Below are 21,081 nucleotides of genomic sequence, written 5' to 3'. Positions count from 1 at the left end.
GACTTCGCACCCCCCGGCGTCCACTGCCGGATATCGGGATTCGCTCGGCCCCTCGGATCCAGGAAGGTCCCGACGGTTCAGCCCAGGGGCGCGGCGGAGGTGGCCGCCGGGACGGCGCCGGTCAGATAGTCCTGGCCGCCAACGTAAATCGTGTGGCCGAGTGGGGCGTCGGTGGTTGTGGCGTCGGCCACCGCGATGGCGAAGTCCTCGACGGTCGGCAGGTCGCCTTGGTCGCGGCGGGCGGTCACTGCGTCGGGGTCGCGGCGTTCCAGGAGGCGGACGATGATCGTGCCGTCGATCATGTCGCCGGAGACGACGGTGAAACCGATACCGCGGGTGGCGAATTCGTCGGTAATGGCGCGTAGCGCGTCCTCACCGGCGCGTTTGCTGGCGGCGATGGGCTCGTAGCCGGGCGGGACTTCTCGGGTGGGGGAGAAGTGGGCCTGGTGGCTGGTGACGAAGACCAGGCGGCCGCCGGCGGGGAGGTGCGGCAGCGCCAGGCGGGTCAGCCGGGTCTGGGCGTCGCGGTTGAGGAGCATGGCGTAGCCGGGGGCGGCGTCGCGTTCCAGACCGCCGGAGGCATTGAGGATCAGCACGTCGAGGCGGCCGTGCTCGGCGATCACGGTGTCGATCAGCGTGCGGGCGCTGTCCGGATCGGAGATATCCGCGCCGGCGATCGAGGCGCTGCCGCCCGCGGCCACGATCTCCGCGGCGAGAGTCTGCGCGCGGGTGCGCTTCTCCCGGTAATTGATCACCACATGGTCCCCGCGTGCCGCCAGTACCCGCGCGGTCTCCGCGCCGATACCGCGAGACGCGCCGGTGATGAGCACGATTCGCCGCTTCACGCCCGGCTCGCCGCTGTTCGTCGTCCCTGTCATGCCCGTGCCTCCGGCCCGATCGACTGCTTCTGATTTAGAACCAATATGGTAGTTCGAAATGAGAAGCGCAAGCCAGCCCCCGCCCGCCAACAGCCGCGCCGACGCCTCGGCGACCCCGCTCTTGGCCGCCATGGACCTGCTCGGCCAACGCTGGATGCTGCGCGTGATCTGGGAACTCGAACCCGGCCCCCTCGGCTTCCTGGAACTGCGCCGCCGCATGGGCAACTGCTCCTCGAGCATGCTCTCGGTCCGCCTGCAACGCCTGGCGGAAGCCGGTGTGGTGGACAAGAAGCCGGACAAGTCCTACGAATTGACCACTGCCGGAGAACAATTGGGCCGCGTCCTGGAACCGCTGTGGCAATGGTCGCAGCGTTGGGCGGGTAACCTCGAGCGCGCCGGGGAATCGGACGAATCGTAGGACTCGCATGAAACGCAAGCTGCGCATCGGGGGCTCGCTCGCGCTGGTACTGCTGGTGCTGACCGCGGTCGGCCTCTATGTGCTGATGAACTCGCGCACCTACCAGGTCGCAGGCCGCATCGTGCCGCGTGTCGAAACCTCCGACAAGGTTGTCGCGCTGACCCTCGACGACGGTCCCAGCGAGCGCACCCCGGAGATCCTGAAAACCCTTGCGGACGCGGGCATCCCGGCCACCTTCTACCTCATCGGCAACGAACTGGCCGCGCATCCGGACCAGGGCCGGGCAATCGCGGAGTCCGGCAACGAGATCGGCAACCACACCTACCACCACCAGCGCATGATCTTCGTGACCCCCGACTTCGTCCGTGACGAGGTCGAACGCACCGACGCCGAGATCGCGAAAACCGGCTACCAGGGCCCGATCACCTTCCGCCCACCCAACGGCAAAAAACTCTTCGCCCTGCCCTGGTACCTGTCCCGCCACCACCGCACCACGGTCACCTGGGACGTCGAACCCGACTCCGGCAAGTCGCCCACCACCGACCAGATCGTCGCCGAAACCCTGTCCAAGGTCCGCCCTGGCTCGATCATCCTGCTGCACACCATGTACGCCACCGGCGCACCCTCCCTGGCCGCCATCCCCCGCATCGCCCAGTCCCTGAAGGCCCAGGGCTACCGCTTCGTCACGGTCTCGCAATTGCTCTCGCGCTGAATCCGTTCCGAAGCGAATCCATCAGGCGGCGTCGCCGGAGCCGGTGATGCCGCGGCGGATCTCGCCGGGGGAGTGTTCGATGCGGAGGGTGTCGTGGGTGCGGGAGGAGTGGAGTTGCCAGGGGACGCTGGTGACCATGACGCCTGGTTCGAAGAGGAGGCGGGCCTTCAGGCGTAGGGAGCTCTGGTTGTGCAGGAGGTTTTCCCACCAGCGGCCGACGACGTATTCGGGGATGAAGACGCTCACCACGTCGCGGGGGCGCGATTTGCGTTGGCGTTTGATCTCTTCGAGGACCGGGCGGGTGATTTCGCGGTAGGGCGATTCGATCACCTTCAGCGGAATGCCGACGTGGAATTTCTCCCAGTCCCGCGCGAGCTGGCGGGTGTCGTCGTCATCGACGTTCACCGTCACCGCGGTCAGGGTGTCGGGCCGGGTGGCGCGCGCGAACTGCACCGCCCGCTGCGTCGCCTTGTGCCAGCCCGACACCAGCACCAGCGCGTGCACCCGTCCGGGCAGCGTCTCGAGCTCGTCGGGGTCGATGGTCAGTTCTGTCCGCACCGACGAATAGTGCCGGTGGATCAGCCACATTCCCGCCACCAGGATCGGAATCGCGATGACGACCAGGTACGCGCCATGGGTGAACTTGGTGATCATCACGACCACCAGCACCACCCCGGTGAAGCACGCGCCGAACGCGTTGATCAAGCGCGCCCGGTGGATCCGCAGCCGCTCGCCGGAGCTGTCGGCGGTGCGCAGCGCCCGGTTCCAATGCCGCACCATGCCGATCTGACACAGCGTGAACGAGGTGAAAACGCCCAGAATGTAGAGCTGGATGAGCCGCGTGGTCGACCCGTGGAAGGCATAGATGAGCACGCCCGCCACCACCGCCAGCAGGATGATGCCGTTGGAGAAGGCCAGCCGATCGCCGCGAGTGTGCAGCTGCCGCGGCATATAACGGCGTTGCGCGAGGATCGAATTCAGCAGCGGGAAGCCGTTATAGGCGGTATTGGCGGCCAGGATGAGGATCAGCGCCGTGGTCACCATCAGGTAGTAGAACGCCGGGCTGTGCCCACCGAACACCGCGGCCGAGATCTGCGCGATGACCGTCTTCTGCGCGTCGTTGTGGCAATCGCCCTGGAATCCGATGAGGTCGCAGGCGTTCTCGACCACCCGGGTCTTGGTGATCATGGCCAGTGCCGTCACCCCGGAGAACATGGCGATGGCGATCACGCCCATCGCGGTCATGGTGCGGGCGGCATTGAGCGCCTTGGGTTTACGGAACGCGGGTACGCCATTGGAGATCGCCTCCGCACCGGTCAGCGCGGTACAGCCGGAGGAGAAGGCCCGCAGCAGCAGGAACGCCAGCCCGGCCGTCGAGAGTCCGACCTGCTCGGCGTGGATCTCGTAGTGCGCGCTCTCGGCCACCGGCGTATGGCCCAGCAGTGTCTGACCCAGACCGACCGCGATCAAGACGAAGATTCCGAGAATGAACCCATAGGTCGGAATCGCGAACGCCCGCCCCGATTCCCGCACCCCGCGCAGATTCATGGCGGTCAGGAAGACGATGAACACCAGATTGACCGCGACCCGATACGGATTCAAGTCCGGAATCGCGGAAATGATGTTGTCCACGCCCGCCGCCACCGATACCGCGACGGTCATGACGTAATCGACCAGCAGCGCGGCCGCCACCACCAGACCCGGCAGCGCCCCGAGATTCTCCGCGACCACCTCATAGGACCCGCCGCCGGACGGATACGCCTGCACCACCTGGCGATACGACAGCGCCACCACCGCCAGCAGCACCACGACGCCACCCGCCACCAAGGGCGTGAAATGTAGATAGGTCAGCCCGCCGAGGGTGAGAATGAGCAGAATCTCCTGCGTGGCGTAGGCGACCGACGACAATGGGTCACTGGCGAAGATGGGCAGCGCGAGTCGTTTGGGCAGCAGCGTCTCGCCGAGCCGATCGCTGCGAAACGGCCGCCCGAGTACCAGTCGTTTGGCGACGTCGATCGGTGAAACCACGCTCGGGAGCCTAGGTGCGAAAACCGTATGAATCCGGACCACATGCCGTATGGATTTCGTAAAGATACCTAAGAGTCTGGTGCTTCTCATTGCAGGTCTCGAGACTTGTGCAGTTGATCCAACAACCACCTAGACTGTCTGGGACGTAGACAAAGAAATTTGAGGAGAGGTGACACGATGGGAGACCGGACGGTCGTCGCCGACGTTGCCGATGAATTGGCGCGCCGCGTGGCATCCGGGGAGTACGAGCCCGGTGGTCTGATGCCGTCCGTCCGCCAGGTCGCCGACGAATTCGACCTCAATCGCGCCACGGCGCAATTGATTCTGGGTCGGCTGGAGTCCTACGGCTTCGTGGACGCCTACCGGGGCAAGGGATTCGTCATCCGCGATGTGCGCGCGGAGGGTGGTGTGGACGTGTACCGGCGGCTGTTCCGGCTCTCCATGCCGGATCCGGAGCTTGCCGCGGACATGTTCGGCCACATCGTCGACGAGGAGCGCGGCATCGCGCTCGAGGCACTGCTGGAGTACACCGGCAGTGAGCGCGGTCTGGATCCGGCCGTTCTCAAGGACGATATCGACGCCCTGGAAACCCTTGCGCGCGGTGCGGATCCGGATCCGCACCGGATGCTGAGCCTGGAGCTGGGCCTGCTGCGCAAGCTGCTGACCGCGCTCGGGCACACGGTGCAGCGGGCGGTGCTCAACTCCATCGGCGAGATGGTGCTGGAGGTGCCGGAGGCGGTCGAGGCGTACTTCGCGGTGTCGCCGGATCTGCATGTGCTGGTGTGGCGGGCGCTGGTGGCGGTGTGGGAGTCCGACGGCGGGCCGAGTCAGGCGCAGCTGGCGCTGTTCGAGGATCTGTTCGGCATGTACCACCAGAAGGTGGTGGCGCGCTTCGAGGAACTGGTCGGTGCGGTCGGAGCCGAGTCGGCGGCCGAGATCACGGGGCATGCCGCGACGGCCTAGCGACCGCGGTGGAGGCGTTCACGTCTGTTTCAAATCCGACTAGTCGGTTTCGTCTCAGACAACCCCTCTTGACGGAATCTACTGTCCGATCACGGCATTCATGATGGTGCCCGCGCTCGTCGCGAGGATCCCTCCGATGAGCGCACCCGCCACCTGTTTGGGCGCCTGCACCCCGCCGCCGCTCCACTTCTCCCAGGCGAACCGGCCGCCCGCATAGGTGATCGCCAGTACCCCGGAGAGCAGGACGAACCAGGTGAAATAGCGGACCATCCGCAGCAGCTTGTCGGCCACCGGCGGGGTCTCGGGCGTGGGATTGAAGATCTGGGCGTGCTGAATCTGGAGCAGCAGCTCGTGCGTGACTGTCAGCATCTCGGCGTTCTTCCGCGGGTCGGCTGTTCTCCTTCCGGAGTACCCGCCGCACCCGCCGGCACGCAAGTGCTTGGTGCGCAAGGGCCGTGTTACACAAGGGAAGCCGCGTGCTGCGCAAGCCGCCTTACGCGCGGCGCGCGAACGCAATCGGGCGCACGAGGGACGTGGTCAGTCCACGTCGTTGTCGGCCGACAGGTACGCTACGGCCGCCAGGTACTGCCGACAGGCGAAGTGCTGATCGTGGGCGCGCAGGATGGCGCGGGCCTGGCGATAGGTGAGAGCGCGGGGCTCGACCTCGCAGTCGCCCGAATTCTCCGGCCGGTCGCCGGCGGTGCCTGCTCGGTTGCCGGCACTGGCGACCGTGGAATGAGTGGAACGGACGAGCATCTGCGTCATGGGATGCCTCTGGCCGATGGTGGATGGTGCACCGAGTTTAGGGTGACGGATCGTGCAGATGCAAGCACATCTGCACGCTCGCATCCGGTGTCGCTGCGCGGATGCGCGAGGCGTCGGCGGCCGAATTTCGGTCGCCCACAGGGATAGCCGGATGATTCTGATCGGACATTTCACCGTCACGTGACTTTTCGGGCGGGTTGTCCGGGACTTATCGGGCGAAGAGGACCGACGGGCCGGGATTGTCCGAAATACTTCGCAACTTCGCTTGGGCTTTCGCCAAATCAAGATCAAAGCTGTTGTGTTGCAAAGGATGTGCCGAGCTCGAGCCATCGATACCGGGCAATCTGCGTGCTATCGTCGTGCTTGCGGTTGCAACTGTAAGTACACCTGATCGAACATTTGCAAGTACTGGGACCACCGTCTGCGGGCGGTACTGGCAAGGAGTCTGAAATGACGGACATCTCGGCAACCCCTTTCGATCGCTCTAATCTGTTGTGGCGCAAGAGCACCTTCAGCAATCCCAGCGGAAACTGTGTGGAGCTGGCCCCCCTCGCCGACGGGCAGGTGGCGGTACGCAACTCCCGTGACCCCGAGGGGTCGCTGATCGTGTACACGCGGCCGGAGATCGATGCCTTCCTGCGCGGCGCGAAGAGCGGAGAATTCGACGACCTCGCGCGCTGAGCGGTAGCATTGGCAATCGGCGCGGTGGTTCGCGACAGACGGTTGTGAGTCCACTGCCGGCAGACCCGAGCATCGGAGTGGACCCCATGATCGCAGAACCCGTTGCCCACGATCGGGCGGATTCCGCTGTCGCCGAACGTGGCCCGACTGCACTGCGTATCGCGGTCGGTAGCCAGCTACGCAAGCTGAGGGAACTCAGCGGTATCACACGGGAAGCCGCGGGTGATCACATCCGAGGTTCCCACGCCAAGATCAGTCGCCTGGAACTCGGGCGGACCGGATTCAAGGAGCGCGACATCCGGGATCTGTTGGCGCTGTACGGCGTTGACGATCCCGGCGAGCGCGAGCAGTTCCTCGAGTTGGTTCGCAGGGCGAATCAACCCGGATGGTGGCATCGCTACAGCGATCTGCTGCCACCCTGGTTCGAAACCTATCTCGGACTCGAGCACGCGGCGAAATCCATTCGCACCTATGAGGGGCAACTGGTTCCGGGGTTGCTGCAAACCCCCGACTATGCCCGCTCGGTCGTGGCCCTCGGGCACGACGCGGATGGAGAGCGCCGCGTCTCGCTGCGCCGGCGGCGTCAGGAGCTACTGACCCGCGACGGTGCCCCGAGCTTCTGGGCCGTGTTGGACGAGGCGGTGCTACACCGCCCGGTCGGAGGGCCGGGAGTGCTACGCGGGCAGATCGAGCACCTCATCGATATGTCGCGGCTGCCGAACGTCACCATCCAGGTGCTGCCGTACGCCGCGGGCGGCCATGCGGCAGCGGGCAGTTCGTTCACCATGCTGCGCTTCGCCGAACCCGAACTTCCCGACATCGTGTATCTGGAGCAGCTGACGAGCGCGCTGTATCTGGATCGCCGCCAGGATCTGGAGCTCTACCGCCAGGTCATGGATCAGCTGAGTGTGCAGGCGGAGCCGCCGGAGCGGTCTCGCAAAGAGCTGGCGCGGATAGCTGCGGACCTCGACTAGAGGTCCCCGCATACGGATAAGGGGCCCCTCACGGGGCCCCTATCAGCGTGCCTTGGGTCGGACGAGTCGGCCTGTGGCACGGCCGGAGTCGGATTACTGCCTGATGAAACTGGAGGCGATACGCCAAAATGCCTCCGGTTGCATGGTGTGCAGATCCCAATCGTTCACCATGGCATGCGCTGTGGTGACGATCCGCTCGATGTCGAAATCGTACCGAGTGGCCGCTCCAGTGGATTCGACCTGGCGGATAACGAAAGCGGTTGCCGTCTCACGTGAATAGGTTTGCTCCGGCTGACTTCTGTCGGCAAACCCGAGTCGGCTGAGGTTGATTGGCTGGTTCATTCGAACGCCCCTGACGCCAGGCCGACGGCTAACCGTGGGCGAAGAATCGCCGGTGATTCACCGCTCGGCTCTCTGGTTGTCCCCTTATTGGTGCCTTGCACGACGAGTCTATGACCGTGCATTGCGCAGATGCAAGTACATCTGCAACATCGAATTCGCAGCGTCAGAGCACTTTTCGGGATGCTATGAGTTTGCGAAACGAGGGTTGGCAAAAGGTTGCAATCCGCCCGAACGGACGTGTCTAGGTATTTCCGAACGAAACTACGGAGACGACCGGACCGCGTCGCTTTATCCAGGAATTAGCGGAAGATCAAACTCGGCCGCAAAGGAAGATCAAATACCGCCTTGACGCGCTGAATCGCCCCACTTCCGGGCTTTGACCCGGCGATGTTCGATGATCATCAGGCCGATTCCGAAACGCAGACAGAGCACACTCGCGAGCGCGCACAGGCCACTCCAGGTGAGCGAGCCGTAGCCGGCGAGGGTCAAAGTCAATGCGCACGCGACGATTCCGACCGCGGCCAGAATCGGGCCGGGTAAGTTGCGCACGTCATCGCAGGCGTTCGGAGCGACAGGCATCATCGCTGGCCTTTCTCCGGGGGTATTGCAGAACCTATATCAGTCGGATACCCGAGCGGGTACACACGAATCACACTGCTGTAGAGCCGTGTTCACGGTGCTGCCCTGGAGCCGCGATCGCGGGGGCCGTCACTGATGCCCAGATCGTCCAGCAGGCCCAGAAACGCGCGCGCGTAGGGGGAAGCCGCGGTTTCGGCCCGCACGCGCGCCCAATCGACCTGAGCCCGCAATTCCCGTGCGATGTGCAGCAGCCGGGTGAAATCCACCCGGTGCGGGTCGGCCACCGCGAGCTCGGCCACCAGCAGATCGGCGATGGTGACCACCGGTGCGGCCGTCTCGCCGAGGGGCAGCGCCTCGGCCCGCGCCAGCAGTTCGTCGGTGACCGGCCGATAGTTGGGCGCGAACACCAGGTCGAGGCGAATGTCGTGGTCGTAGAGAGTGGTTCGCTCGGCGTCGACGGCGGGCAGCGGCGGCCGCAACCCCGCCGCGGCCAACACGCTGGACCCGCGCGCCGCGTCGACAGGCCGCACCAGCACATCCACCTCGGAGTACACATCGAGAATCGACCCGCCCCGGGCGTACACCGCGCAGTCGCCGGTGACGGCACAGGGAATGTCGTTGTCCCGCAGCACCCGCACGGCCAGGGCGAGGGTACCCAGCAGGCGGTCGATCGCGGGGACCATACCGATGGCGTACCCGTGCGCGCCCGGCGCGAATCCGGCCCGTGTGCGCCCGGCGCGAATCCGGCCCCGCCCGAGCCCGGACATCGGACCCTGAATTGATACCCGTTCCACGGATGTGTTAGCCATGGAAACAGTGGATCGGTCAACCATCGATCAGTTCTGAGTGGACGGGAGCCGGTGTCGTGGTGGAAGTGCCCGCGTATTTCGACGAGGTGGACGGCGGGTTCGCTCCGACGCCGCATGCGGCCAGCGAATGGTCCAAGGCGCAGCTGGTCGGTCCGGCGCTGACCGGGTTGCTGGCGCGCGAGCTCGAACGCGAGCACGCCACCGACGGATTCGTGCCGGTCCGGTTGACCGTGGATCTCTTCAGCGCCGCCCGCTTCGAGCACACCCTGACCCCGACCGTGCGGGTGCGCGACGGCCGCCGCATCCGGGTCGCCGACGTGAGCATCGTGCAGGGCGGAGTGGTGGCCGCGCGGGCCTCGGCGGTCCTGCTGCAGCCGAGCGAGCAGCCGCCCGGCGAGCTGTGGCACCGCGAGCGGGAGCCGCAGCCGCCGTCGCTCGAACTTGCCCCGCCCTCGGCGCTGCCGCGCGTGCCGCTGTTCAACAGCGACGAGCACTCCACGCACTGGAACTCGGTGCCCACCGATCACGAGAACAACGCCCGGAAGCGGACCTGGCAGAACCCGATTCGGGTGATCACCGGCGAGGAACTGACCCCCTTCGTGCGGGTCGCGCTGGTAGCCGAGGCGACCAGCATGATGACCAACTGGGGCGACAAGGGCATCGGCTTCATCAATACGGATATGACGCTGGGGCTTTCGCGGCTGCCCGTGGGCCCGGAGATCGGGGTCGAAGCCGACAGTCACTTCAGCGAGCACGGCCGGGCGGTGGGCGTGGCCACGCTGTTCGACCGCGACGGATCCTTCGGTAGCTGCATGGTGACCTCGGTGTCGAACGCCGGACGGCAGATCAGCACCGCCCAGCTGGACGCGGTGATGCGCCGCCGGACGTGAAGACCCCGGTTAGGGCACGACCCGGTCTCGATGTGGCTTCGAACCGCCGAGTCCGGAGTGTCGGATCGGGGTGTCCCCGTAGGCTCGGGCGCGCGAGTGATGAGGAGCTGCCCGGCCGCCGACAAAACTGATCCGTGGGGGTGTTGTGCTGCGTCGCCTGCGAAATATCGCCGGTGCCTTGATGATCGGATGCGCTGCGATCGTCGGATACGGTGCCACACCGGCATTCGCGCAACCTGCCGACCCCGGAGTGTCGATTCCGCCGGGGCCACCGGGCATTTCCCTGCCCGACATCCAGCGCTGGATCGACCAGGTGATCCCCGCGCCGGCGCTCACACCGGCGCAGGCGGATTCGCCACTGGTCGATACCGCCGAGCTGCCACCGGATCTCGCCGCCCTGCGCGCCGCGGCCATGCCCGCCGCCATCGGTGACTCCTTCGTCGACGACTGGCCCGACGGGCTCGACGGCTACGACCCGGGCGCCATCGTCTCCGTGCGCGACGTGACCGCTACCGCCGCACCCACCCTGATCGTGCCGGTGCGGCAGGTGCTGCAGGTCAAATACCGCACCAACGACTCTCACGACGAGGCCTCCTACGGCATCGCCAGTCTGGTGCTGCCGGTGGGCGATTGGCCCGGGCCGGGGCAGCGGCCGGTGGTGGTGAACAATCTGCCGATCGACGCGCTGGGCCGCGACTGCAACCCCAGTTACACCATGGCGCACGGCTTCTCACGAGCCTCGAACTTCACCGGCTACATCCTGCCCACCACCCAGCTGGCGCTGCTGCGCGGTTACGCGGTGCTGATCACCGATCACGAGGGCCCGCGCATGGCCTACGCCGAGCCGATCGTGGCCGGGCACGCCATCCTCGACGCCATTCGCGCGGTGCGCAATCAACTGCCGGATGAGCTGGGCGACAGCAAGTTCGGGATGATCGGCTACTCCGGTGGGGCCATCGCCACCAATGGCGCGGTCAAGCTCATGTCGGAGTACGCGCCGGAGCTGTCCGATGTGGTGGTCGGTGCCGCACTGGGTGGCGTGCCCGCCGATTTCAGCCTGCTGGCCAAATCCATGAACGCGAACCTGGCCTCGGGGGTGTTCTTGGGGGCGGTGTTCGGCATCGGCCGTGAACGCCCGGAGATCCTGGCGCACATGAACCATCTGGCCGACTGGGCGGCGGTATCGGTGCTCAACAGTCAGTGCAGCGAGGTCTTCTCGGTGCCCGGCCTGCTGCAGTTGCCCATCGACCTGGCCGCGAACATCCCCGATCCGCTCAACAGCGATCTGGCGCACGAGATCTACGCCATCACCCGGATGGACGGCAAGAAATCACCGGTGCCGCTGTTCATCTTCAACGGCGAACAGGAGTTCTGGGTCCCGGCGGCCGGGGCGAAGAATCTCTACGCGGAGCAATGCTCACTCGGCGTGAAAGCGGTGTACCGCAGCGTGTTCGGGGAACACTTCGTGGGGGCGGTCACCGGATATCCGGAATCCCTCGACTGGCTGGATCAGCGACTGCGGGGAGTGCCCGCGCCCAACGAATGTTGAACGCGGGCAACAACATCCCGATCTAGATCGGGAACAGGTTGTGCTTGCGCGGGTTGTGCTTGCGCACCGCGTCCTTGTCGCGCAGCAGCTTGAGCGCCTTGCGGATCTCGAGGCGGGTCGAGGACGGCTCGATGACCGCGTCGATGTAGCCGCGCTCGGCCGCCACCCACGGGTTGTCCAGCAGCGCGTTGTAGAAGTCCACCATCTGCTTGCGCACGGTCTCGCGCTGCTCGGGCGGGGTCGCGGCGAGCGTCTTCTTACCGGTGACGGTGACCATGCCCTCCGCGCCGATGACCGCGATACGCGCGGTCGGCCAGGCGAAGTTGATATCGACGCCGAGTTCCTTGCAGCCCATGACCGCGTAACCGCCGCCGTACGCCTTCCGCGTCACGATGGTGACGATCGGGACCGTCGCCTCGATGAGCGCACGGAACATGCGGCCGCCGCGCTTGATGACGCCGTTGCGCTCCTCCTCGAGACCGGGCAACACGCCCGGGGTATCGACGACATAGACGAGCGGAATGTTGAAGGCGTCGCACAGGCGGATGAAGTACGCGCCCTTGTCCGAACAGGCCGCGTCCAGCGCACCGCCCAGTTGCATCGGCTGATTGGCGATGACACCGACCGGCCGGCCGTCGACACGCGCGAAACCGGTGATCAGATTCTGCGCGGCGGCCTCGCCCATTTCCAGGAACTCGCCGTCGTCGAAGATGCGCAGCAGCACCTCGTGCATGTCGTAGCCCTGCCGATCGGAGTCCGGAATGATCCGGTCCAGTTCCCGATCGGAGTCGGTGATCTCGGGCTCGAGGCCCGGGTTCACGATCGGCGGCTGCTCGAGGCAGCTGCTGGGCAGGTAGCTCAGGTACTTGCGGGCCCACTGCAGGGCGTCGCGCTCGGTCCTGGCCACGTGGTGCAGCAGGCCGTTGCGGGCCTGCACGGCCGCGCCGCCCAACTCCTCGGCGCTGATGTCCTCGCCGGTGATGCCCTTGATGACCTCGGGACCGGTGACGAACATGTACGAGTCGTCGGTCGCGATCATCACGTCCATATTGACCGGGCCGTACACCGAACCCGCCGCGCACTTGCCGAACATCACCGCGACCATCGGCACGTAGCCGGAAAGGTCCTCCTGCAGGCGGCACATGGTGGCGTACCAGGCCAGCGCCGTCACACCCTCCTGGATGCGCGCGCCGCCGGAGTCGTTGATGACCACGACCGGGCAGGCGTTGTTGTACGCGAACTCCATGGCGATGCGCACGCGCCGGCCGAAGGTCTCACCGACCGAGCCGCCCTGCACACCGGAGTCGTGGGAGATGACCACGACCGGGCGTCCGTCGACACTGCCGCGACCGGTGACCACGCCGTCGCCGTAGAGCGCGTTGCGGTTACCGGGAGAGCGCATGAGCGCGCCCATCTCGACGAAGCTGCCCGGGTCCACCAGCATGTCGACGCGTTCTCGGGCACTGGCTACGCCTTTGGCTAGACGCTTCTGGATACCCTTCTCACCGGTGGGTTCTTCGGCGATCTCCAGGAGCTTGCGCAGTTCCGCCAGCTTTTCCGCTGTACCCGTCATTACCTCGGTCTTGCCTTTCGCCTTCATCGAGTCGGGGCTCGACGCGCCCGTGCCGAGCCGGATCGCGACTCGAACCGCCCACGGTACCGTGCGCCCTCGAACCCGAACCACTGAACGTGTCGGTAACCTGTGCCGCCGTGTTAGCAAGGTCGGGGATACACTGCCGCGGGTGAGCTCACCTATGACTGTGCGAGCGGGGACGCCCGAGGTGATCAGGCCGGACCTCGACACCTTCGGGTTCTCGGAGTGGCGGCGGACCGCCATGGTCGGCGTGGTGCTGGGCGGATCGGTCGTGAAGAGCGTGGTGCGCGGCGGGTTGCGCCCGTCCAAGCGCAAGCGCGCCGCGGCCGAGGGCGTGGTCGACGGCTTCGAGACGCTGGGCCCGATGTTCGTGAAACTGGGCCAGCTCATCGCGTCCTCGCCGGGCGCGTTCCCGCGCGAACTGGCCGACGCCTGCCTGCGCTGCCTCGACGATGTGCCGCCGTTCCCGGCCGCGGATGCCCGCGCCATCATCGAAGCCGATCTGGGCAAGCCGATCTCGGAACTGTTCCGCGAATTCGACGACGAGCCTTTGTCGGCGGCCTCCATCGCGCAGGTGCACGCGTGCGTGCTGGCCGACGGTCGTCCCGCGGTGGTGAAGGTGCAGCGGCCCGAGATCGCGCGGCGCATGATCGTCGATCTGCGCGCGGCCATGCGGTTGGCACGCACCCTGGAGAAGCGCTCGGAGAACGCCCGCGTCGCCAATACCCAAGCGGTGGTGCGGGATCTGTACGAGGCCACCGTCGCCGAACTCAACTTCCTCATCGAGGCCGACAACCAGACCCGCGCCCGCGAACACCTCGCGGCGTTCGGCGACAACACCAATGTGGCTGTGCCGGACGTGTATTGGGAGTACTGCGCGCCGCGGGTGCTGTGCATGGAGCGCATGCGCGGCATGCCGCTGGACCGCTTCGACGACATCCGATCGGTGCATCCCGAACCCGAGATGCTCATCCGGCGGCTGGTCAAGGCGTGGATGGAATCGGTTGCGGTGCACGGGCTCTTCCACGGCGACGTGCACGCCGGCAATCTGTGGCTGCTCGACGACGGCCGGGTGGCCATGCTCGATTTCGGTATCGTCGGCCGCATGGAAAGCGAGTGGCGCGAATTCGTGCGCGCGCTGTTCTTCGCCAGCTCCATCGACAACGACTTCCGGCCCGTCGCGCGCGCCCTGCGCAAACTGGATCTGGTCTCCGACGACAGCGGCGACGACGCCACCATCGGCCGTCAGCTCGCGGTCGCGCTGGGACCGGTGCTCTCCGGCAGCCTCGACAAGCTCGACCTCGGTGTCGTCTCGGCTCGCCTGCTCGAATTCGGTAAGCGTCGTGGGGCTTCGGGCCCGCAGCAGCTGGTGCTGATGGGCAAGCAACTCGGCTACTTCGAGCGCTACGCCGTCGCGCTGGCCCCCGGCTGGAAGCTCGGCCGTGACCTGTACCTGTTCCGCAATATCTTCCCCGCCGAGGTGGCCGCCAAGGCCACCGAGAACGGCATCACCTTGCCCGTCGACTGACAGGGTTCGCGGCCGTCGTTGTCAGCGCACAATCGGTGTGCTGTCGGCGGCGGCCGCCATCGTTCTTCTCAGAGCCGGAAAGCAAGCTCCGGTCCAGTACAAGGGAGAAGAACAATGTCGAACTACAACGTCCTCGCCGACCTGATCACCAACCACACCGACCAGGCCCGCGCCCGGTCCGAACGCATCATGCGCGCCGCCGCGGTGAAGGCGCATGCCGCCGTGGCGAAGGCCGAAGCGAAGGCCGCCGACCAGTCGGCGCCGCAGCACCTGAGCAAGTCCGAGATCAAGCAGTTGCGCGCCGAGGCCGCGGCGCAGGCGGCACAGCTGCGCACCGACCTGCGTGCGCAAGCGGCTCGCCTGGCCGCCGATCTGGGTGCGAAAGCCTGAGAGTTTCGCCAGGAAACGTTCAGGCTATAACCAGAATCGCCCGGCACTGTGGAGAGCGGAAACAGTGTCGGGCGAGCGTGTGAGGTGCGGAATGGTCGAATTGGACGTCTCCGGAACCACCGTGACGGTGCGGGTCACCGGGTCCCATCGGTTCCTGGCGTTGCGTGATCACGTCAGTTTCGATCTGTCCCAGGTCAAGCGGCTGGGTCCCGCGCCGGTGGATCTGCGGCCGCCGTGGGTGCGAGCGCCGGGCACGTTCTTTCCGGGCGTGATCGCGGCGGGCATCTTCCGGGGGAAGGGCCGCAAGGAATTCTGGGATACGCGTTTCGACGGGCAGGCCGTGTTGATCGATCTGGCGGACTCGGATATCACGCGCCTGGTCGTAGATGTAGAGGATGCTCAGACCGTGTTGCACGGATTGTCGTCCGTGCTCGCGGCCTGAGCATCGCAGTTCGCATTCTGGGAGTTAGTAATTCCGGCTTCGTTGCCGGGAATTGTCACGGAGTGGGGCAGAGAAATCCGCCGCTGGGCGGCGGTACGGGAACAATCCTTTCCGGGGCCACCGGTGCCCCGGCGCCCGGTCCACTACCCGCGGGCGTGGAGGCCCGGGGAGCGCCGGGGGCGGCAGGCGGCGTAATTTCGCCGGAGCCCCAGGCAGAGGACGGGTTGAGGGTGAGTACGGCGGCACAAACGAACGCACCGACGAGCAGGCCGATGGCTTTCTTTCGTGTCATGGAAAACGACGGTACAACCAGCTCAACGTAATTCGTGGGATGCGCGTGTGCCCGGAATGTCGCGACCTGCCGATCGCCGGTACCGGCATGCGAATTCGCTTGCGGCGCAACCAAACCAATCGGTCGGATGAAGTCGTTTCAGATTATTGTGTTATGCACTGTGCCAGCACACGTTTCGATAACGAACTGGCGTGTCGACGACCTTTTCGTCCGGTTCTGCGATCGACTTCCCGGGAAGGAACGCACCGGGAGGACGTTGGATGAGCGCAGGGCCGGGTACCACGATCGCCCTTGCTGGGGCCCTTACGCTGGCGGTTTGCGCCGGGGTGGCCGCTCGAGCGCCCGTCGCGGCCGCGGTCGGGGGATGCGGTGCGACGCTGGGGGACTATCGAGGCGAATTCACCACGGCCGAGGATTCCTCGAATGTGCTGGCTTTCGACGGCGCGGGCGGCATCGCATTCCGGAGTGCGCGGTCGGGCGCGGGTGAGGGTATTTATGCCGTCATTCCGTCGGGTGGATTCTCGGCGGCCATGCGCATGACCGGGGGCGGTTCCGCGACATCGATGGTCAAGAGCGTGACCTTCGTATGCCCGGCACCTGGAACGCAGGTCATGAGTTTCCGTTCACTGGATGAGAACAGTGCGCGCTTCAGCTACGTCAGGTCGAAGTGAGAACCCATGTCCGATGAGGGACATGGGTTTTCGGTGATGATTTAGCGCTTCGTGCAGTACTGGTCAGTCGTGCAGCGCCCGGAAGACGTTGTACAGCAATGCCTTGTCCTCGAATCCGATACCGGGCGTGTCCGACAATCGAATTCGGCTGTGCTCGATGACGGCATTGTCGGCGAAGCCGCCCGTGGGCTGGAATTCGCCCGGATAGGACTCATTGCCGCCCAGGTGCAGGGCTGCGGCGATGTGCAAGGCGAACTGGTGCCCGCCGTGCGGAATGCAGCGGCGTGACGACCAGCCCTGCTGCCGCAGGATCTGCTGAATGCGGAGGTATTCCACCAGCCCGTAGCCGAGCACCGGATCGAACTGCAGGATGTCGCGATCGGGTCGCATGCCCGCGTAGCGCAGCAGATTGCGGGCGTCCATGCGGGAGAAGAGGTTCTCGCCGGTGGCCAGTGCGCCGGGATAGCGTTCTGCCAGGGTCGCGTGCAGCGCGAAATCCAGTGGGTCGCCGGGCTCCTCGTACCAGCGCAGATCGTAGGGGGCCAGGGCGCGGCCGTAGTCGAGGGCGGTGTCGAGGTCGAAGCGGCCGTTGGCGTCCACGGCCAGCCGTGATCCGTCGCCGCCGAGCACGTCCAGGACGGCTTCGACGCGTTTGACGTCCGCGGCCAGGTCCGCGCCGCCGATCTTCATCTTGACCACGTCGTAGCCCTGACCGAGGAAGGCGCGCATCTCGTCCTGAAGCTGGGTCAGCCCTTTGCCTGGGGCGTAGTAGCCGCCGGCGGCGTAGACGAATACCTCCGAGTCCGGCTCGCCGAGGTCGTATTGCTGCGCCAGCCAGCGGTAGAGGGGGACTCCGGCGAGCTTGGCGGCCAGGTCGTAGAGGGCCATGTCGACGACGCCGACGGCGACCGACCGTTCACCGTGGCCGCCCGGTTTCTCGTTGCGGGTCATGACATCCCATGCCTTGACCGGGTCCACGGCCTTGCCGTCGGCGGTGAGCAGGGTGTCCGGATCGGCGGCGAGCAGGCGGGGGATGACGCGGCGGCGCAGGATCTCCCCGGCGCTGTAGCGGCCGTTGGAGTTGAAGCCGTAGCCGACGACGGGCCGTCCGTCGCGGATCACGTCGCTGACCACGGCGACGATGGAGCAGTCCATGGCGCTGAAGTCGATGAAGGCATTGCTCATGGACGAGCTGATCGGGACGGTGCCTTCGTGAATGGCGAGTATGCGGGGCACGGTGAGCTCCTCAGAGTTGTTCGGGTTGGGGGACAGGGGTTTTGGCGGGTGTCATGCCGATCTCGCGGGCGGCCACCACTCGGTCGATGCCGTCGGGTTCGAAGCGCGCCACCACCACCGTGGCCACGGCATTGCCGAGCACATTGGTGGCCGCACGTGCCATGGACAGGAAGCGGTCCACCGAAAGCACCAGCGCCAGACCGGCAATGGGCACCAGTGCGGTGGCCGCGACGGTGTTGGCCAGGGTGACGAACGCCGAACCGGACACGCCCGCAGTGCCTTTCGACAGCAGCAGGAACACGGCGAACAGGGTGAGCTGATGGCCCGCGCTCATCGGGACGCCGTACACCTGCCCGATGAACACCACACAGATCGGCACCACCACCGCGACACCGTCGAGATTGAACGAGAACCCGGCGGGCACCACCAGACCGATGACCTTGCGCCGGCAGCCGACCGTCTCGAGCCGCTCCATGAGCTGGGGGAGTACCGCTTCGGAAGAGGCGGTACCCAGCACCACGAGCAGTTCCTTGCGCAGCACCCGGATCAGCCGCAACAGCCGGAAGCCCGCCAGCCGCGCCACCACCCCGAGCACCAGCAGGACGAACGCCACCAGCGCCAGGATCGAGACCAACACCAATTTGACCAGGGCGGTGAGGGTTTCGGGCCCGTACTTGCCGACGGTGGCCGCCACCGCGCCGAAGGTGCCGATCGGGGCGAGCAGCATGATGAGCGCGATCATCTTGAAGAAGACGGTGCTCAACGTGGCGCACGCCGCGGTGACGGGCGCCGAGATCGTCCTCGGCAGCGCCAGCAGGGTGAGCGCGAACAACACCGCGAAGATCAGCACCTGTAGCACCCCACCGGTCGCGAACGCACCAACGGCGTTGCTGGGCACCAGCTTCGACAGAAACGAGGTCAGCGACGTGTTGTGCTGGTCAGCGCTGACATAACTGGAGAGCTGATCGGAGGCATGCTTGGGTTTCGGCACCCCGGCCCCCGGATGCAGCAGATTCACCGCCGCCAGCCCGAGCAACATGCCCACGGTGGTGACGACCTCGAAGTACAACAGCGCCTTCAGCGCCACCCGCCCCACCGATTTCAACTCCCCGGCCGTCATGATCCCGGTGACGATGACCAGGAACACGATCGGCGCGATGGCCACCTGCACCAACGAGATGAAGATATTGGCAAGGGGTTGCAGCCCGGCCGCGTAATGCGGTGCGGCGATCCCGAATACGGCCGCGGCAACGGCGGCCACCAGCACTTGCAGACTGGTACTCGCGATCACCCGCCGCCACCGAGGCTTCGGTCCGGCTGACTCGGCGGAGGGCAGGCCCGGGAGCCCGTGGGTGTCCATGTCACTCGCCGTCCCCTCATCGCCGCGGAACGAGGGTGTCGCGCAAGGCGTCTCGGTCCACGGTGAGGCCGAGGCCGGGGCGGTCGGGTACCGCGAGGCGGCCGTTGATCGGGCGGGGGGAGTCGGGGAAGAGAAGTTGGCCGACCTGGGCCATGCCGACGTGCCATTCCAGGAGCCAGCCGTTCATGAGGCCGGCGAGGGCGTGGAGGTTGAAGAGGGGCCAGCCGCCGCCGTGGGCGAGAGGGAGGTTGTAGATCTGGGCTAGGTGGGCGGCCTTGCGTTGTTCGGTGAAGCCGCCGCAGTAGCAGGCGTTGGGTTGGAGGATGTCGACGGCGCGGCGTTCGACGAGTTCGCGTAGGCGCCAGCGGTGGCCTTCCATTTGGCCGGCGGCGATCGGGATGCGGGTGTGGTTGCGCAGGTCGGCCAGGGCGCGGGCGTCGTTCTGCTGCAACGGTTCCTCGAACCAGGTGAGGTGGTCGTCTTCGATCTCGCGGCAGAGCATGGTGGCTTCGGTGGGGGTGAACAGGTAGTTGGCGTCGATCATCAGGTCGATGTCGTCGCCGACGGCGGCGCGGATGGCGTGCACGCGGGCGGCGTCCTCGCGCCAGCCTTTCGGGTCCACGGCCACAACGGATTTCAGGGCGGTGAAGCCTTGGTCGACGTGTAGTCGAGCTGCGGCGGCGAGGGTTTCGCGGTCGTATTGCGGGAATCCGAAGGTCACGTAGACGGGCACGTCGGTGCGGGCCCCGCCGAGCAGGCTGGCGACCGAGCGTCCGGCGTCCTTGCCTTTGATGTCCCACAGCGCGATGTCGAGCAGCGACAGCGCGCTCGACACCACCCCGGTCATGGCGCGCGGGTTGAGTCGTTGCCACACCCGCTGGTGTACGGCCTCGATTTCGCGGGGGTCGAGGTCGAGAACGGCCGGTAGGAAGTGCCGTTCGAGGGCGACCACGACTGCGTGGGCGAGGAAATGGCCGGTCACCGCCACGCCGGTGAGGCCCTCGTCGGTCTCGACCTCGCAGAACACGAAGTCCTTCTGTTCCTCCCGTCCGTAGCCGTGGACCCGTCCGTCCAGCAGCGGCACCTCGATCGAGGTGGTGTGCACGCTGGCGCGAATGTCCTTGATCCTCATGGCATTGCCTCCCTCGGCTCCGGTCGCCGGTGGCTCCGGCTGTCCGGTGGACCGAGTGTGCGCGGCACAATTGTCAACTGTCAACAATTTGCAATTGACGATTCGAACCGGGATACTGCGGCCTCATGGCTCCCGAACCCGAGGCGATGTCGGTACTGCAGCAGCGGCTGGCCGAGCGGCAGGCGAATTCGCTGCCCCAGCTGATCGTCGAAGAGCTGGAGCGGATGATCATCGGCGGCGTGCTGACCGGTGGCGACCGGATCAACGAGTCCTCGCTGGCGCTGCGGCTGGGGGTGAGCCGGGGTCCGGTGCGTGAGGCGTGCCGGCAGCTGGAGCGCAGTCGCCTGGTCGAATTTCGCACCAACCGTGGCATGTTCGTGCGGGAGATCTCGGTCGAAGACGCCGCGCAGCTCTACGACATCCGGGCCGGGCTGTTCCGGCTCGCGGGCAAGCTGGCCGCCGCGCGGGTGAGCGCCGAGGATCTGACCCGGTTGCGGGACAAGGTGACCGCGTTGACGAGCGCGGAGGCGAGTACCGACGACTACTACCCGGGCAATGTCGACCTGCACCGGGATCTGGTGGCGCTGGCCGGTAATCCGCGCCTGGCGGAGCTCTACGACGGGGTGTCCAAGGAGCTGCACCTGTTTCGCCGCCACGGACTGGAAACCGCTGCGGCCCGCCACATCTCGAACACGCAGCACGCCGAGATCCTGGACTGCCTCGCCGCCGGTGACGTCGAGCGCGCGGGCGAGCTGATGGAGGCGCACGTGCTCGCAGGAAAAGAACGCATGCTGGCAGCGGCCCGGGGCTGAGTTTCGGAGGGGTGGCGCGGATCGCCAGATCCGCGC

At 66.3% G+C, this 21,081-nt stretch carries 24 protein-coding genes; 12 read left to right on the top strand and 12 right to left on the bottom strand.

The window, feature by feature from the left end; all coding sequences use genetic code 11:
- Positions 1-77: 77 nt before the first annotated feature.
- Positions 78-878: an SDR family oxidoreductase gene (locus ACFXHA_RS37750; protein WP_379364883.1), complete on the bottom strand. Its 801-nt coding sequence runs from the start codon at positions 876-878 to the stop codon at positions 78-80.
- 58 nt (positions 879-936) lie between these two features.
- Here ACFXHA_RS37750 and ACFXHA_RS37745 point away from each other — a divergent pair, with 58 nt between their 5' ends.
- Positions 937-1,296: a winged helix-turn-helix transcriptional regulator gene (locus ACFXHA_RS37745; RefSeq protein WP_379364881.1), complete on the top strand. Its 360-nt coding sequence runs from the start codon at positions 937-939 to the stop codon at positions 1,294-1,296.
- Positions 1,297-1,303: 7 nt separating this feature from the next.
- On the top strand, positions 1,304-2,008 hold the full coding sequence (locus ACFXHA_RS37740; RefSeq protein WP_379364879.1) for a polysaccharide deacetylase family protein: 705 nt from the start codon (positions 1,304-1,306) through the stop codon (positions 2,006-2,008).
- Positions 2,009-2,029: 21 nt separating this feature from the next.
- Here the strand turns inward: ACFXHA_RS37740 and ACFXHA_RS37735 are convergent, their stop codons facing one another.
- Positions 2,030-4,036 (bottom strand): APC family permease, encoded by a 2,007-nt coding sequence (locus ACFXHA_RS37735; RefSeq protein WP_379364877.1) that lies wholly within the window; start codon positions 4,034-4,036, stop codon positions 2,030-2,032.
- A gap of 177 nt (positions 4,037-4,213) precedes the next feature.
- On the opposite strand from ACFXHA_RS37735, the gene ACFXHA_RS37730 reads away from it, so the two are divergent.
- Positions 4,214-4,999: a GntR family transcriptional regulator gene (locus ACFXHA_RS37730; protein WP_379364875.1), complete on the top strand. Its 786-nt coding sequence runs from the start codon at positions 4,214-4,216 to the stop codon at positions 4,997-4,999.
- A gap of 78 nt (positions 5,000-5,077) precedes the next feature.
- On the opposite strand, the gene ACFXHA_RS37725 is transcribed toward ACFXHA_RS37730, so the two are convergent.
- Positions 5,078-5,368 carry a hypothetical protein gene (locus tag ACFXHA_RS37725; protein ID WP_379364873.1) on the bottom strand — a complete coding sequence of 97 codons (291 nt, stop codon included), beginning with the start codon at positions 5,366-5,368 and terminating at the stop codon, positions 5,078-5,080.
- 168 nt (positions 5,369-5,536) lie between these two features.
- A complete protein-coding gene (locus ACFXHA_RS37720; RefSeq protein ID WP_379364872.1) occupies positions 5,537-5,764 on the bottom strand; it encodes a hypothetical protein in 228 nt (75 codons plus the stop codon).
- A 450-nt stretch (positions 5,765-6,214) separates the two neighbouring features.
- Between ACFXHA_RS37720 and ACFXHA_RS37715 the strand changes: the two genes are divergently transcribed.
- Both ACFXHA_RS37715 and ACFXHA_RS37710 read left to right on the top strand, forming a co-directional pair.
- Positions 6,215-6,445, top strand: coding sequence for a DUF397 domain-containing protein (locus ACFXHA_RS37715; RefSeq protein WP_379364870.1), 231 nt, complete (start codon positions 6,215-6,217; stop codon positions 6,443-6,445).
- An 86-nt stretch (positions 6,446-6,531) separates the two neighbouring features.
- Complete coding sequence (locus ACFXHA_RS37710) at positions 6,532-7,419, top strand: helix-turn-helix domain-containing protein (RefSeq protein WP_379364868.1); 888 nt, start codon at positions 6,532-6,534, stop codon at positions 7,417-7,419.
- A 93-nt stretch (positions 7,420-7,512) separates the two neighbouring features.
- On the opposite strand, the gene ACFXHA_RS37705 is transcribed toward ACFXHA_RS37710, so the two are convergent.
- The 3 genes from ACFXHA_RS37705 to ACFXHA_RS37695 all read right to left on the bottom strand — a co-directional run bounded on the left by ACFXHA_RS37705 (position 7,513) and on the right by ACFXHA_RS37695 (position 9,149).
- Positions 7,513-7,761: a hypothetical protein gene (locus ACFXHA_RS37705; RefSeq protein WP_033089065.1), complete on the bottom strand. Its 249-nt coding sequence runs from the start codon at positions 7,759-7,761 to the stop codon at positions 7,513-7,515.
- A 333-nt stretch (positions 7,762-8,094) separates the two neighbouring features.
- Complete coding sequence (locus ACFXHA_RS37700) at positions 8,095-8,343, bottom strand: hypothetical protein (protein WP_379364866.1); 249 nt, start codon at positions 8,341-8,343, stop codon at positions 8,095-8,097.
- 89 nt (positions 8,344-8,432) lie between these two features.
- Complete coding sequence (locus ACFXHA_RS37695; RefSeq protein ID WP_379364864.1) at positions 8,433-9,149, bottom strand: hypothetical protein; 717 nt, start codon at positions 9,147-9,149, stop codon at positions 8,433-8,435.
- 56 nt (positions 9,150-9,205) lie between these two features.
- On the opposite strand from ACFXHA_RS37695, the gene ACFXHA_RS37690 reads away from it, so the two are divergent.
- Positions 9,206-10,039 carry an acyl-CoA thioesterase domain-containing protein gene (locus ACFXHA_RS37690; RefSeq protein ID WP_379364862.1) on the top strand — a complete coding sequence of 278 codons (834 nt, stop codon included), beginning with the start codon at positions 9,206-9,208 and terminating at the stop codon, positions 10,037-10,039.
- 181 nt (positions 10,040-10,220) lie between these two features.
- Positions 10,221-11,588 carry a lipase family protein gene (locus ACFXHA_RS37685; RefSeq protein ID WP_379364860.1) on the top strand — a complete coding sequence of 456 codons (1,368 nt, stop codon included), beginning with the start codon at positions 10,221-10,223 and terminating at the stop codon, positions 11,586-11,588.
- Positions 11,589-11,610: 22 nt separating this feature from the next.
- Here ACFXHA_RS37685 and ACFXHA_RS37680 read toward each other — a convergent pair whose 3' ends face one another.
- Positions 11,611-13,161, bottom strand: a complete 1,551-nt coding sequence (locus ACFXHA_RS37680; RefSeq protein ID WP_379364858.1) for an acyl-CoA carboxylase subunit beta — start codon at positions 13,159-13,161, stop codon at positions 11,611-11,613.
- A 169-nt stretch (positions 13,162-13,330) separates the two neighbouring features.
- Between ACFXHA_RS37680 and ACFXHA_RS37675 the strand changes: the two genes are divergently transcribed.
- The 3 genes from ACFXHA_RS37675 (at position 13,331) to ACFXHA_RS37665 (ending at position 15,542) form a co-directional block, all read left to right on the top strand.
- Positions 13,331-14,710, top strand: coding sequence for an ABC1 kinase family protein (locus tag ACFXHA_RS37675; RefSeq protein ID WP_379364856.1), 1,380 nt, complete (start codon positions 13,331-13,333; stop codon positions 14,708-14,710).
- A 114-nt stretch (positions 14,711-14,824) separates the two neighbouring features.
- Positions 14,825-15,100: a hypothetical protein gene (locus tag ACFXHA_RS37670; protein ID WP_379364855.1), complete on the top strand. Its 276-nt coding sequence runs from the start codon at positions 14,825-14,827 to the stop codon at positions 15,098-15,100.
- A 91-nt stretch (positions 15,101-15,191) separates the two neighbouring features.
- Complete coding sequence (locus ACFXHA_RS37665; RefSeq protein WP_379364853.1) at positions 15,192-15,542, top strand: hypothetical protein; 351 nt, start codon at positions 15,192-15,194, stop codon at positions 15,540-15,542.
- Positions 15,543-15,597: 55 nt separating this feature from the next.
- Here the strand turns inward: ACFXHA_RS37665 and ACFXHA_RS37660 are convergent, their stop codons facing one another.
- On the bottom strand, positions 15,598-15,834 hold the full coding sequence (locus ACFXHA_RS37660; RefSeq protein WP_379364851.1) for a hypothetical protein: 237 nt from the start codon (positions 15,832-15,834) through the stop codon (positions 15,598-15,600).
- Positions 15,835-16,094: 260 nt separating this feature from the next.
- Here ACFXHA_RS37660 and ACFXHA_RS37655 point away from each other — a divergent pair, with 260 nt between their 5' ends.
- Positions 16,095-16,505, top strand: a complete 411-nt coding sequence (locus ACFXHA_RS37655) for a hypothetical protein (protein ID WP_379364849.1) — start codon at positions 16,095-16,097, stop codon at positions 16,503-16,505.
- Between the two features lie 63 nt (positions 16,506-16,568).
- Here ACFXHA_RS37655 and ACFXHA_RS37650 read toward each other — a convergent pair whose 3' ends face one another.
- From ACFXHA_RS37650 to ACFXHA_RS37640, 3 genes are all read right to left on the bottom strand, one after another.
- The gene (locus tag ACFXHA_RS37650; RefSeq protein ID WP_379364847.1) at positions 16,569-17,741 is read right to left on the bottom strand and encodes a mandelate racemase/muconate lactonizing enzyme family protein; all 1,173 of its coding nucleotides are present in this window, start codon (positions 17,739-17,741) and stop codon (positions 16,569-16,571) included.
- 10 nt (positions 17,742-17,751) lie between these two features.
- Positions 17,752-19,032 carry a cation:dicarboxylate symporter family transporter gene (locus ACFXHA_RS37645; protein WP_379364846.1) on the bottom strand — a complete coding sequence of 427 codons (1,281 nt, stop codon included), beginning with the start codon at positions 19,030-19,032 and terminating at the stop codon, positions 17,752-17,754.
- Between the two features lie 85 nt (positions 19,033-19,117).
- Positions 19,118-20,233 (bottom strand): mandelate racemase/muconate lactonizing enzyme family protein, encoded by a 1,116-nt coding sequence (locus tag ACFXHA_RS37640; protein ID WP_379364844.1) that lies wholly within the window; start codon positions 20,231-20,233, stop codon positions 19,118-19,120.
- Between the two features lie 125 nt (positions 20,234-20,358).
- On the opposite strand from ACFXHA_RS37640, the gene ACFXHA_RS37635 reads away from it, so the two are divergent.
- On the top strand, positions 20,359-21,045 hold the full coding sequence (locus ACFXHA_RS37635) for an FCD domain-containing protein (RefSeq protein ID WP_379364842.1): 687 nt from the start codon (positions 20,359-20,361) through the stop codon (positions 21,043-21,045).
- Positions 21,046-21,081 lie beyond the last annotated feature (36 nt).

The sequence above is a fragment of the Nocardia sp. NPDC059240 genome (assembly GCF_042753865.1).
In the GTDB taxonomy this organism is placed as follows: Bacteria; Actinomycetota; Actinomycetes; order Mycobacteriales; family Mycobacteriaceae; genus Nocardia.
The sequence above is the reverse complement of the archived record's forward strand: the minus strand, read 5'-3'. Positions and strand labels throughout refer to the sequence as shown.